13 protein-coding genes and 1 pseudogene are annotated in these 17,558 nt (G+C 45.7%); 10 read left to right on the top strand and 4 right to left on the bottom strand.

Annotated features, from left to right (window positions below; translation table 11 throughout):
- Nucleotides 1-44: 44 nt before the first annotated feature.
- Complete coding sequence (locus tag EKM92_RS02090; RefSeq protein WP_125707381.1) at nucleotides 45-1,313, top strand: DNA cytosine methyltransferase; 1,269 nt, start codon at nucleotides 45-47, stop codon at nucleotides 1,311-1,313.
- A gap of 134 nt (nucleotides 1,314-1,447) precedes the next feature.
- Nucleotides 1,448-2,071 carry a hypothetical protein gene (locus EKM92_RS02085; protein WP_125707379.1) on the top strand — a complete coding sequence of 208 codons (624 nt, stop codon included), beginning with the start codon at nucleotides 1,448-1,450 and terminating at the stop codon, nucleotides 2,069-2,071.
- Nucleotides 2,072-2,317: 246 nt separating this feature from the next.
- Here EKM92_RS02085 and EKM92_RS02080 read toward each other — a convergent pair whose 3' ends face one another.
- Nucleotides 2,318-4,051 (bottom strand): GmrSD restriction endonuclease domain-containing protein, encoded by a 1,734-nt coding sequence (locus EKM92_RS02080; RefSeq protein WP_164509863.1) that lies wholly within the window; start codon nucleotides 4,049-4,051, stop codon nucleotides 2,318-2,320.
- A 195-nt stretch (nucleotides 4,052-4,246) separates the two neighbouring features.
- Between EKM92_RS02080 and EKM92_RS02075 the strand changes: the two genes are divergently transcribed.
- The 8 genes from EKM92_RS02075 (at nucleotide 4,247) to EKM92_RS02040 (ending at nucleotide 14,919) form a co-directional block, all read left to right on the top strand.
- The gene (locus tag EKM92_RS02075; protein ID WP_125707375.1) at nucleotides 4,247-5,815 is read left to right on the top strand and encodes a hypothetical protein; all 1,569 of its coding nucleotides are present in this window, start codon (nucleotides 4,247-4,249) and stop codon (nucleotides 5,813-5,815) included.
- The gene (locus EKM92_RS02070; RefSeq protein WP_164509862.1) at nucleotides 5,812-6,816 is read left to right on the top strand and encodes a hypothetical protein; all 1,005 of its coding nucleotides are present in this window, start codon (nucleotides 5,812-5,814) and stop codon (nucleotides 6,814-6,816) included. Before EKM92_RS02075 ends, EKM92_RS02070 begins: the two co-directional genes overlap by 4 nt.
- Nucleotides 6,806-9,919, top strand: coding sequence for an SbcC/MukB-like Walker B domain-containing protein (locus EKM92_RS13685; protein WP_225420697.1), 3,114 nt, complete (start codon nucleotides 6,806-6,808; stop codon nucleotides 9,917-9,919). Before EKM92_RS02070 ends, EKM92_RS13685 begins: the two co-directional genes overlap by 11 nt.
- On the top strand, nucleotides 9,912-10,718 hold the full coding sequence (locus EKM92_RS02060) for a DUF2399 domain-containing protein (protein WP_125707371.1): 807 nt from the start codon (nucleotides 9,912-9,914) through the stop codon (nucleotides 10,716-10,718). The genes EKM92_RS13685 and EKM92_RS02060 overlap by 8 nt, the downstream gene beginning before the upstream one ends.
- Nucleotides 10,719-11,440: 722 nt before the next feature.
- Nucleotides 11,441-12,001, top strand: coding sequence for a hypothetical protein (locus tag EKM92_RS02055; protein ID WP_125707369.1), 561 nt, complete (start codon nucleotides 11,441-11,443; stop codon nucleotides 11,999-12,001).
- A 101-nt stretch (nucleotides 12,002-12,102) separates the two neighbouring features.
- Nucleotides 12,103-13,125 (top strand): LLM class flavin-dependent oxidoreductase, encoded by a 1,023-nt coding sequence (locus EKM92_RS02050; protein WP_125707367.1) that lies wholly within the window; start codon nucleotides 12,103-12,105, stop codon nucleotides 13,123-13,125.
- A 133-nt stretch (nucleotides 13,126-13,258) separates the two neighbouring features.
- Entirely contained in the window at nucleotides 13,259-14,605 is a 1,347-nt protein-coding gene (locus EKM92_RS02045; RefSeq protein ID WP_125707365.1) for an MFS transporter, read from the top strand.
- A gap of 17 nt (nucleotides 14,606-14,622) precedes the next feature.
- On the top strand, nucleotides 14,623-14,919 hold the full coding sequence (locus EKM92_RS02040; RefSeq protein ID WP_125707363.1) for a hypothetical protein: 297 nt from the start codon (nucleotides 14,623-14,625) through the stop codon (nucleotides 14,917-14,919).
- Between the two features lie 54 nt (nucleotides 14,920-14,973).
- Here EKM92_RS02040 and ahpF read toward each other — a convergent pair whose 3' ends face one another.
- The 3 genes and pseudogenes from ahpF to EKM92_RS02025 form a co-directional block, all read right to left on the bottom strand.
- Nucleotides 14,974-16,512, bottom strand: a complete 1,539-nt coding sequence (ahpF, locus tag EKM92_RS02035; protein ID WP_125707361.1) for an alkyl hydroperoxide reductase subunit F — start codon at nucleotides 16,510-16,512, stop codon at nucleotides 14,974-14,976.
- Nucleotides 16,512-17,075 (bottom strand): alkyl hydroperoxide reductase subunit C, encoded by a 564-nt coding sequence (ahpC, locus tag EKM92_RS02030; protein ID WP_125707359.1) that lies wholly within the window; start codon nucleotides 17,073-17,075, stop codon nucleotides 16,512-16,514. Before ahpC ends, ahpF begins: the two co-directional genes overlap by 1 nt.
- A 137-nt stretch (nucleotides 17,076-17,212) precedes the next feature.
- Nucleotides 17,213-17,542: pseudogene (locus EKM92_RS02025) on the bottom strand (amidohydrolase); the annotation flags it as partial.
- Nucleotides 17,543-17,558 lie beyond the last annotated feature (16 nt).

Below are 17,558 nucleotides of genomic sequence, written 5' to 3'. Positions count from 1 at the left end.
TGGTATACTTGTCGTTATTACAATTTGCGAGGAGGAGCGTCACCATGTTGAATGTTTTGGATCTATTCTCAGGTGCAGGAGGGTTGACTGAAGGCTTTCGTTCTGAGTCATTCAATCTACTTGCACATGTAGAAATGGATGGCGACGCATGTCAGACGTTACAGCTTCGCGATATCTTTAGTTATTTGAAGAAAGTTGATCAGTTGGATCAATATTATTCCTACATTACCGGCAAACTTACATGGGCCGAACTGGTCTCTGTCGTGCCAAAGGAAGTGTATGGAAGAGTTGTTCAAGCCACAATTTCCGAGAATTCCATCGATGAAATTATTGCGCGATTGGATGTCTTGGTTGGGGATCGAAAAATTGACGGAATTATTGGTGGTCCACCTTGCCAAGCATACTCTACCGTTGCACGTAGTCGAAATGAAGCGAAAAAAAGTGAAGACGAGCGAGTTTACTTATACAAATTCTATGTTCGATTTTTGGAACATTTCAAACCCGACTTTTTTGTCTTTGAAAATGTAAAGGGACTATATTCTTTTAAAGATGTGGATGGTAAGAAACTTCTCCCCAAGATCAAATACGACTTTAGCCATATTTTCAATGACGGTACTGAAAATTTTGATATTGATGAACGATTGATTAATAGTGCTGATTTTGGAGTTTCGCAAACGCGCGAGCGAATTATCATCTTTGGAAGACGGAATAAATTCAGACCGATTCATTTTTTTGAATCACTTGATAATCTAAGGGAAAGAGGGCCTGTATTACGTCAGTTATTCCGTGATTTACCGGAATTAAATGCTGGCAATACCGTTAATCACTACGGAAGTCTACAGCCTATTGAATTTGTTAAAAAGTATTTTCGAGAAAATGATCCACCGCTAACTCAAAATATTGCACGTCCCAATCGTGATGACGACTTGGAGATATATAGAATCGCAGTCCAAAAAAAGATGGAAGGGGAAAACTTAAAATATAATCAGTTACCTGATCGGTTGGTCAACCACCGTGCGAAGGACATCTTTTTGGATCGTTTTAAGGCATTGGATGGGGACGGATATTCCCATACAGTGGTGGCACATATTGCCAAAGACGGCCATCTGTATATTCATTATGATCTGAATCAAAATCGTTCGATTACGGTGAGAGAAGCGGCACGGATTCAAAGCTTTCCAGACAACTTTTATTTTGAACATTCTAGAACCGCCGCGTTCAGACAAATTGGTAATGCAGTGCCTCCCTATTTGTCAAAGAAATTTGCTTTTGTTATTAGTCAATTTGACAAGAAGCTATCAAATACGATTTGATGTCTTAATTAGTATCCGGACTCTGAGAGTATGGATAAGGAATGCAAGCGTTCTTAACTTATCGTGGAATTGAAAAAATCTCCCTTTTATTGTATTTTACAAACATAATGTAAAATACTTAAGGGGATTTTTTTATGAACGAGCATGATTTAGAATTAGCAGATCTGATACCTGAAAGAATTTATCAACATGAAAAAAGAGTTCCTAATACGATCACAGCCCTGATGAGAGTGAAATCAGGGTATCGATCTACGCCAACAAGTGGTGGTTTTCGACCCTCAACAGTTGAAGATGATCGGACGAAAACCGCATTCTTGGTGTTAACTTCGGGTGACAGTAAAAATAAAGCCGATGCTTGGCAAGACCACATTGAAGATGACACATTGACTTATTTTGGGGATAATAAGAGTAATACAGAGTTGCTCAGTACTAACGGCAACAAACGGTTATTTCATATCTTTAAAGGAGATACAGATCCATATCCAATTTTGTTCATGCGTATGCTCGGTGATCGAAGAGTCGAATTCAGTGGTCTTTGCTTTCCCGTGTCGAATGGCCTAACTATCGTGAATAATGGTACTATTCCTAACTATAAAGCGAAGTTTTATATCGATCAACAAAGCATAGTTACCAAGCGGTGGCTGCTTGAACTCAAAGATGGAATTGGAGTAAACAGCGTTTTATCCCCAATATCTTGGCAAACATACATGACTGGCGGTAGTGAAATGGTTGCAGCTTTGATTAACGGAGTCTATTAGTGATAATCGTAAAGTTTAGGGAGTGGTATTTCTCCATCGAGTCAATCATTTTTTTCACAATGATTGAAATTTCGCCTCGAGTTACCCCCACTTCATGCAGACAAAGCAACTTTATCGTAAGAATTCTCAAAAAAATCACCAGTAACCGAACTGATCCACGATTATCGTGGACGGTCGGTTATTGGCGCTTTTTCATGCATTAATAGTATTTGTCATTTGAATTGGATCAGCGCTGTTGGCTTGTGCTCATTCCGAAAGTAACCCTTCAATAATACTTTGCATAACCACTTCGGCCCGTTGATTGATCTGTTCATTAACACGATCAAACTCCTGCGCTTTCAAGCTGTTAAAGCTGACTTCGAAGCTTTCAGGTGTTGGATAAGCTGATTTTGCGATCAATTCTGTATATTTATCGGCGTCATCAGATTCGTACAGTGTTTTATCTTTTTTCTTGTTATTGTCGGATTTCGGCAAAAGCATGCCATTACCAAGGGAACTTAGTTGGACTTTGGCAGGCGATGGATCAAATTCTAAGATCCGTTTTTTTGGAATAATGTGTTCGAATTCATAATCTTCCGCATGCGGGATGGTCTTTGCCAGATACGTTAAGTTACCATGGATGGCGATCAGAGCTTGTACATCTCGACTGAAAGTCTTACGAATGCCAAGATTCTCGTCACACCAACGTGAAAAAACAGTCATGAAGCGATCGACGGGAATTGAAGCAAAGTAATCTTTGTTGTGGATATTTGGATAGTAGTCACTTAAACGTTGATCGCCATGAGCCGTCCATAGTCCTGCTAAATAATCGTACACATAATATGAAGGCAGGTGGCGCAAGATGGTGGTCGTTTGTTCTTCATCAAGCGTCCACAAGCTTGCGTAATAGGAGAGTAGCTTAAACGTTGTCGTTAACGCAGTAAGATAGGGCTCCTTTTTTGCTTTTTCACGTTTGGCGTGCGCAATCGGCTGTGATAAGATTTTTCCGAATGTGGCTTGTAGTTGATTAGAAATGCGAGAAATTTTAGCCAAAGTTTCCTCAAGCCCATTTTGAATCAGTTCGACTTTGTCATGGACTTCAGCGATGCGTTTGTTATCAACCCCACTGATAATTCCGAGTAAGCCAAAACCAATTTCGTTGGCATTCTTATTCGAGTCTGACATTAAAGCTGGAATCCGACTTAACACGAAACTTCCCAGCGCGCGTGCGAATTCGGCGACATTGATTTCTCGACTTTCGGTAAGATCATCTTCGGAAAAATCAGAGACTTCGAATTGTCCCTTAGAACGCATCTTGCGATAATAATCTTTGACGTTTTCTAGAATTTCATCTGCTTCAGCTGAGTTGGTTGGCAAATGCAACGTATCATTCACCCAAGCAGCGTTGAAGACTTCATACTTTGATAACGGCGTACCGCCTTTGTTGAGGTTTTCGAAGACTTCTGGCAAATCAGTTGGATTACCTTGAAATTTGATCACTGGAATCATCAATGTATCAAGTTGGATGTAGTCTTTGATTTCTTGGCGCGCTGTGATGATCAGCCCGCGGAGTTCTTTGCGAGTTTCTTTGGCCAAGCTGTTCAAATCGTCCGTCCAATCTGCTAACTCGTAATCAGGCTCTAGCAGTTGAGCAAGTGTCTTTTCAGTAATTTCGTCTTCAGGCAGTGAAAGTCGTTGATTAATTTGGTCAAGTAACATCTGACTTGCGTCGACATTCAGTTGCATCCAGTATTGGACTTTGTTTTTTTGATAATCACGGATAGTCGCTAATCGTTGTTGGCCATCTAATAATTGCAAACTATGGTCTTCATCGTGATTCTCAGCAACCAACAATACGCCAAAAGGGAAGCCTTTATGCAAGGTTTCGATGAGGCCATTTTTCTTTGCCTTGGTCCAAACCAAACCGCGCTGATACTTTGGAATATTGATGCGATTTAAATCGTTGGCATATGACAATTGTAAATATTCAAAATTACTCACGATCGAGCCCTCCAATATTACGATTTAATGTGCTTGCACCTTGATCATAACGGGTTGAGATGAATGGATCAATATTTTTGTCTTTATATCTAGTCCAGTAAACAGAATAAAGTGAGTAAACGACCTTTCTAATTGTGCTCGGCATTGGATAACCAGTACAATAGAGTTAGCCAATGCTTGAAAGGAGCTGCTCACATGTCGCATCAACTCAGTCCGCAACTACGGGATTTGATCTTATCAATGAATCTGGGTCACTCGCCAATGCACCGTTTAGGTGGGTGGAACTTATTGGAAATCATGTCCCGGCATGGTAGCGGCTTCGGTGAGCCGATCACGATACGCTTTTTGGTTCGGGAGTATAACGCGGAATATCTTGAACCTGGCGAAGCACCGGTCAGCAATCAAATCTTAGGTCGTTTACTAGATGTGTTGATCAATCAAGCGCGTTTGGTGAGTGAAAATACGCGCAAAGTGCGACTTAACCTGGACGGTAAATATATTGTCAAAACCAGTGCTGTATATCGCATTACTAGTTCTGGCATTGAGTTTTTGAACGCAATGCAACGAGTGGTTAATGCTGAAAACACTGTGGTTGCGTCAACGCGACGGATTGACGAGTTCGTTGATTTAGTGCATCTGATGCGTACCCAGAAACAGTGGCACTCAGAGACGGTGGCCTTCCATGATCACTTCGTTAAGATGCTTGAAGCATTTCAAGATGTGATGAACGGCATGCGGAAATTAGATGCGGACTTGCGGGAAATTGCGACAGATTTGTCATTTAATCACGCTAGCGAAGTCGCGCATAAATTACAACTCATGTTGCAAAAGCAAGCTGTCCCTGCTTATCGCAAATTGCAAGAGGAAGCTCGCACCATTTTAAAAATGTCGCGTGATGAGGCACTGGTAGAAGCCTTGGGACATAGTGCAATGGCTGAAGACAACCTTGATGCGCAAAATGCAGTTGGGGATGCTGGACAATTATTAGTCAATCGCCGCGCGCACATGCACGCGATTCAACGGCAATTGGATACTTTGGCCCAAAGTTTTGATCCCACGCCGAGTGCAATTCAAAATAGCTTTGATTCCATTTATTTGTTATTTGAGACCTTGTGGGCGGCAGTAAAGCTCTTGACCGCGGAATTTGATCACGTTCAGCGACAAACGGTTGATGTCAAAGCCCTTACCAAAACCATTGATGAGCTACTCACCCGAGCAGAAACGCTGCACTTGCCAGCGGCTTTGCCATCACACTTGCCGATGGACCGCCTCAATCCTCAAGAGCTCGAAAAAATTGAACAATACAATGGCGAAGAGCGCACGAAGAAGATGTCTGAGTACATCAGTGATGTGCGTGAAGAGCTGACTGATGCCGGGAGCTTTCCACCGGTTCAACGCTTTGTTAAAGAAGCAGAAGTGCGTGTTTATACGCAAGCAGATAATCCAAAAGTGGTGATTGATTCCTTACAAGTTAGCGACACTAAGGCGGCTATGAACGAATTTGTACAACAAGTGATGCAGAACGAAACGCTTGGTGTGATTGCTGGTGAATTGACATTTCAGCATGCCTCAGCGCGTGATTTGGCGGTGACGTTGTTTAGTGCCACTCAGTATGAAGATGCTGATAGTTTTGCCATTTTTGGTCGGCCGCTAAAACAAGTTGAAGTGCTTGCTGATAGTCAACCGGTTCGGATTCATCTTGCCTCTGAAGCTTATGTCGCAGTATTGCCACACGCTTATCGATTTGAATTGGAGGCTCAATGATGGCCGTTATCAAGAAAACTGATCGGTTGATCATCAACCGGTTGTTTGACCAAGAAATGTTTACGACCACTGCGTCTGCTAAGCAAGCACAACAAGCTATTCTTGCTTATCAGCGGCCAGATACGCAGCGGCGAGTCAATCGTTACTTAACCACATTGATAGGTCAAGTGCCGATGAATTTTCAAGACAACTTATTGTTACTGTCAGGCCCAGGGCGCATCAGTACGATTGATTTGCAAATATTATTGGCAACCATTAAAGCTGTGATTAATTCTCCAGAACAAAGTTTAGCGGATAATGAAGGATTGCTGGCATGTCAGCCTATTGTCACCAGTGTGCGTTCACGCGTGTCGCAATTGGAAGAACGAGATATTCGCAAAATTATCGATGCCATTTTTGTTGACCGCTTTAAGTTGTTCAAAGTGCGTCGACCTGATATTTATGATGATGAACATGATCAAGAGATTGAAGAATATTGGGATATCTCACCAGATTTCTTGGCAGAGGCGCAAAACATCATCATGTATTTGCAATCGCAGACGCAATCTAAGCCATTGACGCCGGTCCAGCAGGTGAATGTTTATTTGTTACAGCATCGTGCAATTGATGCAAGCAAGCATGCGCAGTTATGGGCAACATTGCAAGCCAATAAAGTAGAAATTGCAATGCAATGGGCGCAACTTGAACGCTTTTATCTTGAGTGTAGTGACCATTATGCCATGCTTTTGGATGCGCAGCGTCAACCGCTCAAGTCTAGGGCCTTCTTTGTTGCAGTGAAAGTGAGTCAACACCTTGGTGATGGTGTGGAAGATCAACAGTTGAACACCTTAATCCAAAGTACAGCAGCTAAATTATATCCGCAAGTTCAGGTGACTAACTCGGATGTGCGCGAACTTTTACTGGATTTAGCATTAGCGAAGAAGACTAAAGCTGATTATTGGCGATCTCGGCCAATGATCACGCGCTTTGAAATTGTGGAGGAGAACACTGATGGTGAATAGATTAGTGCCTTGGGATTTTCATTTGCGAAATTTTGCTCAATATCAACAACTTGATTTTGATGCGGCAACTGATGGCAATGTGACTTTTCTTGGGGAAAACAAAGTTGGGAAAACGACATTGGCGAATACCTTTTTCCCTATGCTGGTGGACGGCTCGATTAAGACGCCTTCGTTTAATGCTGCCAGAGATACAGATGTGGTGGGAAAGTCAGACAAACTGCAAAATAGTCCGAAAGATTATCGTAACTTCAATTCGATGTTACTGGGGTGGGGGTCTGGTGCATACGCCATTCGTACCGGCTATAGTTATATGCGCCTCCATTCTGCAACTCGACAAGTCACTTTAGGCATTGGTGCCACGCGGCAAAAAGATGGTAGACGTGAACAAACTTGGTGGTTTGTGATTGAACTTGCTGATCCTGAATCCGACCTTGATCTTAATTGTACAGATGCACAAGGCGACGGACTTTCACGCAAAGATTTCGAATCAGCTAATCAAACTTTAGGTGATGCCTTGCACCTTTTCACCACCGCAGATGCTTACCGCAATTATGTTGCGCAATCTGTGTATGGCTTTGATTCTGGTAAAACTTTGGGCTATTTGGCCAATGCTTATCGCTTGTTAGCTTCACCAATTTTAACTGGAGGGTCTGCTCGCTTTACCCCAATTCCCAAAGCTTTGCGAGAAGCGCAAGAACCCATTGATTCGCGGCAAATCATTCGTCCAGTCGCGGAAAGCCACCGTCAATTAAATCAAATGAAAGCCACTCAGATTCGTTTACAAAAAGCGATCCGTCGTTTGAAGCAGTTGCGGCGGGAGTTGTTTTGGAGCAATCTTAATCAATTGCAATCGCCACAGCTACGTGACTATGTGGCGGCTGTTCAAGCGAGAGATCAAGCCAACGAACGTATTCGTCAAATCGATGTGGATCTGCAAGGACTCGACTCTCAACTGGGCATGCTTGTCAAAAAGCAGACTGAGGGAAAAGCTGCCATTAGTCAGTTGCAAGCGGCCATCGCGGCACAAGCAAATCTCAAGCAACAAAAACAACAAATTGAAACAGAAATTCAATCCGCTCAAAAAGATTTAACGCGTAATTCACAAGCCCAGGCGCAAGTCCAACAATACCAAGCAGACCTAGTTGAACAACAACAGGAGGCAAACACTTGGAAGGCTCAGCTCGACACCTTAGTGCACGATCAAATTCAACCATTAGAAGCAAAATTGATGGCCCAATCAGCTGGTCGTCGTGGATTGACTGCTGTCTTGGCCCAAACGCAATTGAACGATATAATTCCCGCGTTTCGTGATTACTTGACCACCTACCAACAGCAATTAGATGCCTATTTGCGCGTCAGCAAGGCAGTTGCGCAAACCAGTAAAGATGTCAAACTCGTTCAACAAATGGAACAACAAATGCATGTAGCCATTGATAATCGCGTCAAAGGTGGGTTATCCGGTCGAGTAAACTCAGGTTTGCATGAAGACAACACGCACATTCATGAAAATGGTGCCAGTGAAATGAATGCAGCCGTCAAAGTTTTACTTGATGAACGACAGCAATTATTGAACGATTATGTGGACTTGGCTGTATTGGTGAAAAATCCAGTGCTTCTACAAAGCGGTCGTGATTTTTTAACGCAACTGGAGGAACTGAATCAGCGTCAACGTCAATTATCCGATTCGCTTGAACAAAATCAGCGGGATCAAAACCGAACCCAAAATAATATTAAAAACGCTCAAGGCTTTTTAGACGATGGATTCGATGCTGAATCGGCCCAAAATGCTATTAATGATTTAGTCGTTCAACTCAGTCACTTATATCTTGATGAAACACTACAGCCAAAATTAATCGAGGCCGAAGCAGCATTAGCTCGCACTGACGCACAAAAAGACGATTTCCAGCGGCAGCAGATCGCTTTGCAAAGCAGTCGAGAGAATTTACAAAACGTCGTTGCGAAAGCTCAAACCGATATTTCACGCCTTAGTCAAGAACTTGAAGGAGCTCGCAACGTGCTGTTAGATTTCTTGCCTGAAGGGGTGGAGATGCCCGACTTACAATCATTAATCGAGCTTTCGCAGGGGCGTCACAAGTTTATTGATCAACATCAATTCATGAATCTGCAAACTAAAATTGAGAATACCATTGCTGGTGGTAATCAGTCTGGCCATGATGTGACCCAAGCGCTCGACACACTTTTTGAAGATCGCGGGTATCAAACCTTTGCGACTGCTTTGGCACATACGCATTATGTGACCAAAGGCGATCTAATGGTACTTCCGATTGATATCAATGCGGCTATTCAAGCACTTGTTGCAGATAGCCAAGGAGTTGATGCTGCAGTATCGGAGTTAACCAGTGGTAATGAAATGGCCATGGCCAATTATTTGACCGCTGCGGCAACTAGTATTGATCGTCAGTACGATGATGTTGAAACGTACAATCAGATGTTATCAGAAGGGCAACGAGAAGATGGCATTCGCTTGCAGATCTCATTGCATCCGGATCCCGGTGCAACAGCCAGTGCGATTGAGGACATTTTGAAAGATCGTGGCGAGCAACGACTGGCGCAAGTCGTGAATCAAAAGGTCGATCAACTGGTGAAAGAAGCTGAATTAGCTGATGATGAAGACGCATATTTTGCTCAAGCCGAAACGATGCTGGATACTCGTCAATGGTCAACGTTTCAAGTGGAAATCTTCCGAAATCGCAATGCTGCACCCGAATTGGTGAATGACCGTTTCGTCCAATCAGGTGGTTCTGGTGCTGAAAAAGCGCAGGCAATGGTATTGCCATTGTTGTTGGTGCCCAAAATGCGCTTGTCTCGTGCAACAAAAGATGATGCGCCACATTTAGTGATGTTTGACGAATTTGCTGACAAGCTTGATCCAGCTACCGCACGCGCATTTGTGCGGACGATTACCAACTTTGGCTTTAATTTCATTGCGACTATGCCAAGTGGTGGTCAAAACAAAGTGCTGGCAGATGGCGTTGCCAACCGCGCTTATGAAGTATTAGGTCCAAAGCACGCCCAACCAGATGAATTTCATCCCAATCAGTTAGTACCTGTGGTTACATGGAAGGCAGGGTTTGATGAGTAAATATCAAGAAGCATACGAAGCTGATACGGGACACAAAGTTCCAGAATCAGCTTTAGGCTTGTCCGAAATTTTTGAGAAAATCGAGGCTGGCGAGCCCCTACCACCACGTGGACAACAAGCAGTTGATGCTGGGTTAACCGCGCATACTTTAAATGACGCCACTGTCGCTCCAGTCATCTTTGATTATTATCAATGGGTGGTGACTCACTATTTCAAACCTGGACAACTCAATGAACTCTCAGCCAAACTAATCGGCATGGCATTCACTTGTGCCAATATCTTTCAAACGGACTTGCCACAGCCGCTGACGTTGAATCCGTGGCAAGTGGATGCGATGGCGGAACAAGCTTTAGCGACCGGCCAAGCAGTGGTGGTTGAAAATAATGGGGTGTTTATTTTACTGCATCAACGCCATCCCGAGTGGCCGTTGATCAATCAAGGTGGTAATGACTTTCAGCCCGCATATGTGACTTTGATGCGACGTTTAACTGAGCGAGGGTTAAGAATTGCTTACTTAGGGGATTTAGATAGTACTGGCATTCAAATCGCCGATCGCCTGTTGGCACGAATGCCCCGCGTGCACCGGGAGGATTTCTTAAGTTTGCAAACGCCAGAACATGTATCTTGGTGGATCAGTCAAGTCGGCAAGCATAATATCAAACGAAGTCGACGACTGAAGATTGAAGATCCGATTTTGAAGCAAGAGCTAGATACAATCGTTTTTTCGAAAAAATTTGTCGAGCAAGAACAATTGATTTTTGAATATGAACCATTGATCACGGCGTGGCTTAGGGATTAAAGCGGGATGATGTACGACTGAATACAATCCAGAAGGGGCTGCCTGAAGAGCTGAGCGATGCAAGGAGATCGCATTCCCGGATTCGTATTATTCCTCTGAAACTGGAAAATGTATATCCTTTTTTTACAACCGAAATTCTCAAACCAAGAATTTGAGTTAAAAATGACAGCGTCTGCTCTTGAAAAAGTAGGGTACACTCCAAGTGTGAAAATCGCAGAAGAAGATACACTTTTCATTCATCTTTTCTTGCGGCTCTACTACTCAGAAAATTATTGTCATGGGGAGATTGGGAGGAGCAAAAATGCGAAACGCAAATTACAGTGTTGGCTTCGATATTGGGAGTAACAGCATTGGCTGGGTGATCATTGAGCCGAATTGCATTCAACTAGGGTTTCGATCGACGAGATAACGCGCTGTTCTGCTTCTGAGAGCGCGTTATTGCGGGATTTGGCTGTCAAATAAGTGGCATTGACTTGGGGTAAATAATCGTAGTCATACAATCGGAATCCTGAAACGTCAGCGGTGGGATCTTGAGTGAAAATGATGCGTCGAATGTCTTTCTGGTAGCGGTTTATGTTCGTAACGACCTCCTGTGTTCACCCAGACTGCCAGATAATAATTTCACTGTAACTGATGCACATTATCTCGTCAATTACTAGTCTTGACTGCCATATCCTTCCTTGAGAATATAAATTGAGATACGAGCTCACAGGAGGGAACCCATGTCTAAAGTCATCACCGGTACTGTCATTATTGCCGCATCATTACTCACAACAGCCTGCGCCAATCAGGCGAAACCCAGCACCCACGCCACAGAGTACACCGCCACTGAATTTCACGCCAAGGGCCAGCCAGTCCTACGTAATTCAACAGACGCCCAAATGCGTTTGTGGGTGGACGCTAAGCAACAACATGCGGTCACAGAGTTGCGAACAAGTTTGATGGGGGCGAATTTTTATCGCTACGAAGCTTTCACGGTTGAGAAAAAAGGTAAACATTTAAAGCTGACTTCAACTGGTGAGCTACTCGCGGAATCGTTCAAGTCGCGTCAAGCGCTCAACGCCCACAAAACGCCAGAAGGTTACACCTACAACAAACCTGAGAAAAATTCTGAGGTGACCACCTACACCTTCACACCGAAACAGGCCTTTGAGATGAAAGTCACTGATCCCAGTTACGGAAAGTTTGAACGCACCGATGCTGATGCAAAGTTCCAACCAGTCGCCAATCGCCTGAAATTCTTGAAACAAGCAGGCGTCCAAGAAATCAAAGATGGTTTTTGAAGCACTTTCACTTTTTTGTCTCTAACCGGTAAAAACCGGCTTGACAAATTCCAGAGTCACTTACATAATGTAAGCATACTTACGGAAAGTGAGGGAGACAAATGACTAAGAAGATTGGATTCTTGAGTTTCGGTTTCTGGCAACCAGAACATTCTGTGGTGAAGACTGCAAAACAAAGCTACGAAGAAACCGTTCAGCTTGCAGTCGAAGCGGAAAAGCTTGGCGTTGACGGCGCGTGGGTACGGGTGCACCATTTCGCAGATCAAATCGGCACGCCATATCCACTGATGGCGGCGATCGCAGCCAAAACTAGCAAGATCGAAATTGGGACCGGGTTAGTTGATATGCGCTACGAGAACCCGTTCATGATGGCAGAAAATGTCATGAGCACGGATATTTTAGCGCAGTCGCGGATTCAAATGGGCGTGGGTCGTGGCTCACCGGAACAAGTCTTGGACGGTTGGAAGTACTGGGGCTATGACTATTCCGAAGAGGAAATGAAAAATATCGCCCGCGCACGCGGGTTGAAGTTCTTGGATCTACTTAAAGGCGAGCGTTTTGCAGAACCAAATCCACAACCAATGTTCCCACAAGGCCCAGGCCTTCGTCGCCTTGAACCATTCTCTCCAACGATGCAACAGCGTGTCTGGTGGGGTGCTGGCTCGCAAGCTACGGCAATTTGGGCGGCAGAGCATGGCATGAATCTCATGTCTTCGACCTTGGTGAACTACGAAACCAACGAACCATTCCATGTTCAACAAGCTAAACAGCTGCAAGTCTTTAAAGAAGCTTGGAAGAAAGCTGGCCATGACTTCAAGCCACGGACCTTGGTCACCCGTTCGATCATGCCGATCGTCAATGACCTCGACCGTCAACTTTTCGCAGAGAATCAGCAACCGCAAGACGCGGTGGGTTACTTGGCTTACCACCAAAACCCAACGATCTTCGGGAAAATGTATGTCGGCGAGCCTGACAAATTGATCGACGAACTCAAAGAAGATACCGCCATTCAAGAAGCTGACACGGTGTTGATCACTGTGCCTTCCACGCTTGGCGTCGACTATAACGCGCACATCCTCAAAGTCATTATGGAAGATGTCGCCCCAGGCCTCGGTTGGAAATAATCAGCCTTAAAAGACGATGACGCGACACGCCGACCACCGGTGCTCGTGTCGTCGCCTTTTTGCATGCAACTCAAATTTGCGTTAAACTATTACCTATACCAATTTTCAAACGCTCAGACCACAGGAGGATTTTTTGGAAGAACAAGCTAGACCACGTAAACGATTTTATAAGCACGCACCGCTATCTTGGGTGCATCTCAAAATTTATTTGGCAATCATTTTAGGACAATTTGTCTGCGGCTACGCGATCCAAATTTCTGGGACTGCGATCACCGCGGCACAAAAAGTGATGCCGATTTCAGATTTTTGGATCGGGCTGATCGGCGCTGGGACTTTGATCGGTCTTGCCGGGAGTTTGCTAGTCGGCAAACTTTCTGACCGCATCGGACGGCGAAGATTATTGCTGGCGAATATGTACATTCTCGTCGCGGTATCACTTTTGCAATTGCTCACCAGCAATTTACTCATGACCTTCATCTTAAGAGTGCTGGTCGGGTTGATGGTGGCGGTGGACTATACTGCCGGGAACACATTGTTGATCGAGTGGCTCCCATCAAAAGAAGCAGGACGCATTCAAAGTCGCTTGGTGATCTATTGGACCATCGGCTTCATTGCCGCTTCCGTGATCGGCCCGCTGTTCACCAATTGGCAAATGATGATGGCGTCTCCTGCGATTTTTGCACTGATCACCGCAATTTTTCGTTCAGTGGTGAAGTTGCCAACGTCGCCAAGTTGGTTGGTCAACCAAGGCAAACCTAAAGCCGCGCAACGTGTGATCACCAAGAACCTTGGGCGCAAGTGGGGGTTGTCCAAGCAACAAAAAGTCGCTGCCCAAACGCCGAATGAATCGTTTAAATGGACTGTTGTGTTCTCAAAAAAATACTTACGACAAACTGCTGTCGGCGGCGTGTTTTATGCTTCTCAATCGTTCACTTTCTTTGGAATCAGTATCTTTTTGCCGATTTTAGTCAAAGGCATGGGCATCGGCAGTGCGTCTACGGTGAATTATTTATATAACGGCTCGATGATGATCGGGGTGCTGCTCGGGATCGTGGTGTTCAATCACGTCAGTCGCCGACAATTTCTGGTCGCTGACTTTGGCCTGGCAGGCATTGCCTTGTTGTTGTTAGCCTTTGGTAAAAGCTTGCCAGCCACCGTATCCCTAGTGTTATTCAGCTTGTTTGCGGTGATTTTATCCGCCGGCCTTGTTGCCGATTATCCTTACACCAGTGAGTTGTTTGATTCGTCAGTCCGCGGCACTGGCGTGGGGATGGTAGTGACCTTCAGTCGCATCGGCGCGGCAGCCGGGACCTTTTTACTCCCGATCATCACCAATGCTTGGCAAGTGCAAACGGCAATGGGGATCTGCGGCGTGATCTTGGTGTTTGCCGCGAGTTATTGTTTGGCGCGAGCGCCTGAAACCTCACCGAAAATTTTGCATGAACGCGCGGCGCATCATGTGGTACAATCAGGCAAATGATTTTTGGAGGGGATGTCATGCATTTAGAGCCGACGCATCGTTATGCCCAGCAAGCCACTAAGTTGACGCAACAATTATTCATTTGGACGTCGGTGGCGACAGTCCTTTTCATCGCCGCCGCCATTTGGTTGAATCGCTGGTGGGGGATTGGGGTGTTAGCCATCATCGCGTTTTGGGGGATTTATACTGCAAGTATGAAAACTGTGCCAGTTCGCGATTTGACCGAAAAGCGTGACCTCACCATCAATGCTGCAGTATGGAAGGCGTTTAAGACGACGTACCCGAATCAAGTTGCAAAACCTGGCACCAAGTAAAAAAGCATTCGCCCACTTGTAGGAGCAGCTACAAGAGGCGAATGCTTTTTAATTTTATCCCCGCACTAGCGCATCAAAGGCACTCAGCGCAGCGGTGGCGCCACTGCCCATGGCAATGACGATCTGTTTATACGCAGAATCGGTGCAGTCGCCAGCAGCGAAAACATTTTTCATGCTGGTGGCACCAAATTTATCAACTTGAATTTCACCATGATCAGTCAATGCAAGGGTATCGCCAAGCCATTCAGTATTCGGCACTAAGCCGATTTGGACGAACACGCCATCGACGGCAAGCGACTCAGCAGCACCCGTTGCGCGGTCAGTATACTCTAAGCCTGACACCCGACCGTCGCCGACAACTGCAGTGGTTTGCGCGTTGGCGATCAAGTCGACATTGTTCAGGCTGCGCGCCTTACTTAATAACACTGCGTCAGCAGAGATCTCAGAGGCAAATTCCAAGACGGTGACATGCTTCGCGATCCCGGCTAAGTCGATCGCCGCTTCGATCCCAGAGTTCCCGCCACCGACCACGGCAACAGCTTTGTCTTTGTACAACGGGCCATCGCAATGCGGGCAATAGGCAACGCCTTTGTTTTTGAATTCGACTTCGCCAGGGACATTGAGATTCCGCCAGTGGGCACCAGTGGCAACGATGACAGTTTTAGCCCGGAGTTGCGCCCCACCAAGCAAGTCGACACGCACCGGCGATCCTGCAGTCAAGCCGTTGACGGTTTGACCAGATAACACGGTGACATGGTATTTGGTGAGTTGCGCTTGAATGTTTTGCATCAAGTTCTCACCGACAATGTAATCAGTCCCGGGAACATTTTCAATGCCGACAGTTTCAAGCGGTTGGCCACCGAAATGATCGGCGACCACAGCGACAGCTAAACCTTTGCGGGCGGCGTAAATCGCAGAAGCACCAGCAGCAGGGCCACCACCGATGATCAACACATCATATATGCGATCCTTTTGGGCGGCGGTGACAGCGACTGGGCCGTGGTGTCCGGCGATTTTTGCCAGCAAAGCGTTCAGGTCAGCGCGACCGTTGTGCCATTCTTCGCCGTTGAGGTAAACGGTTGGCACGGCCATGATATCATGGGCTTCAGTTTCCGCTTGAAACATGCCGCCTTCGATCATGGTGTGGGTGACGTTGGGGTTGAGGACACTGATAATATCAAGCGCCTGCACGACGTCTGGACAGTTGTGACAACTGAGGCTAGCATATGTTTCAAAATGTAGCGGCTGGTCGATGGCATCGATGGCTTGTTGTTGGTCAGCGGTGATCTTGGGGGCGTGGCCAGAAACTTGTAGCAACGCCAACACGAAAGATTCAAATTCATGTCCCAGCGGCACCCCGGCAAATTCGATGCCAGAAGGGTTGTGGCCGGCGCGGTCGATGGCAAAACTCGGTTGCCGCTTTAACGTGGCGTTTTCCACAGAAAGCCTGGGATCAAGGTCAGCGACAGTCGACACGAACTCGCGCACTTTTTGACCATTGTCATCGGCACCTGCGTCTAAACGAAAGACGACAGGGTCGACGAGATATTGCAAATAGGCTTTTAATTGTTGTTTGAGTTCATCTGTCAGCATTAGAGTTTACCTACGAGGTCAAGGCCTGGGGTCAACGTTTTTTCGCCTTGCTTCCACTTGGCAGGGCAGACTTCACCAGGGTGGGCTTCAACATATTGCCCAGCTTTGATGCGGTCGATGTATTCTGAAGCGTTGCGGCCGATGCCGTCAGCGTTGATCTCCATAGATTGCACCACGCCGTTGCCATCGAGAATGAAGGTCCCGCGTTGGGCAAGACCGGCATCTTCGTCTAACACGTCAAACATCCGGGCAAGTTGATGGCTAGGGTCGCCGATCATTGCATATTGCAACTTCCCAACAGCTTCTGACTCGTCATGCCAAGCTTTGTGGACAAAATGAGTATCTTCAGACACGGAATAAACTTCCACGCCTAAGCTTTGCAAAGTGGCGTATTGTTCTTGCAAGTCTTCAAGTTCGGTCGGGCACACGAATGAAAAGTCTGCGGGGTAAAACATCACGACACTCCAGTGACCTTTCAAGTCGTTGTCAGTGATGGTGGTAAATTCTCCTTTAAGATAGGCATCTGCTTTGAATGGTTCGATCGCTTTTCCTACTAAACTCATTGTGAAATTCCTCCTTAGATTTGACTACGGTTCTAGCATACATTGTAATCATTCTAAATCAACCCTTGACTTTTCCCGACAAATTGAAACCGCCTGCAGGAGTAGGGCTGCAGGCGGTAAACTTTTTTCGAATGATTCTAATTTAGGAAATTCAATGCTGCTGTGCCGACAGCTTGAGCGGCGATCAATAAGGCGCGCTCGTCCATGAAAAAGTCTGGGCTGTGATGGGGATGTTCCAACCCATCATCTTTGGCGCAGCCGATGTATAAGAACGCAGCAGGTAACGCTTGTGCGAAATAAGCGAAATCTTCTGAAGGGTCTTGAGGCCCGCAATCAAAGACTTTGGCCACGACGCCAAACATCACTTCGACACCGTGAACCAGCGTTTGAATTTGTTCGCGGATGACCTTACGGGTGCTTTCTTTCATCACCCGGACATCGCCTTTAAGGGTGACGGTTTGTTTGATCTAGCCTATCAGCTAA

It is taken from the genome of Lacticaseibacillus porcinae, from assembly GCF_003946305.1.
GTDB lineage: Bacteria > Bacillota > Bacilli > Lactobacillales > Lactobacillaceae > Lacticaseibacillus > Lacticaseibacillus porcinae.
Note: the sequence above shows the minus strand (reverse complement) of the source record. Positions and strands in the feature narration are given on the sequence as shown.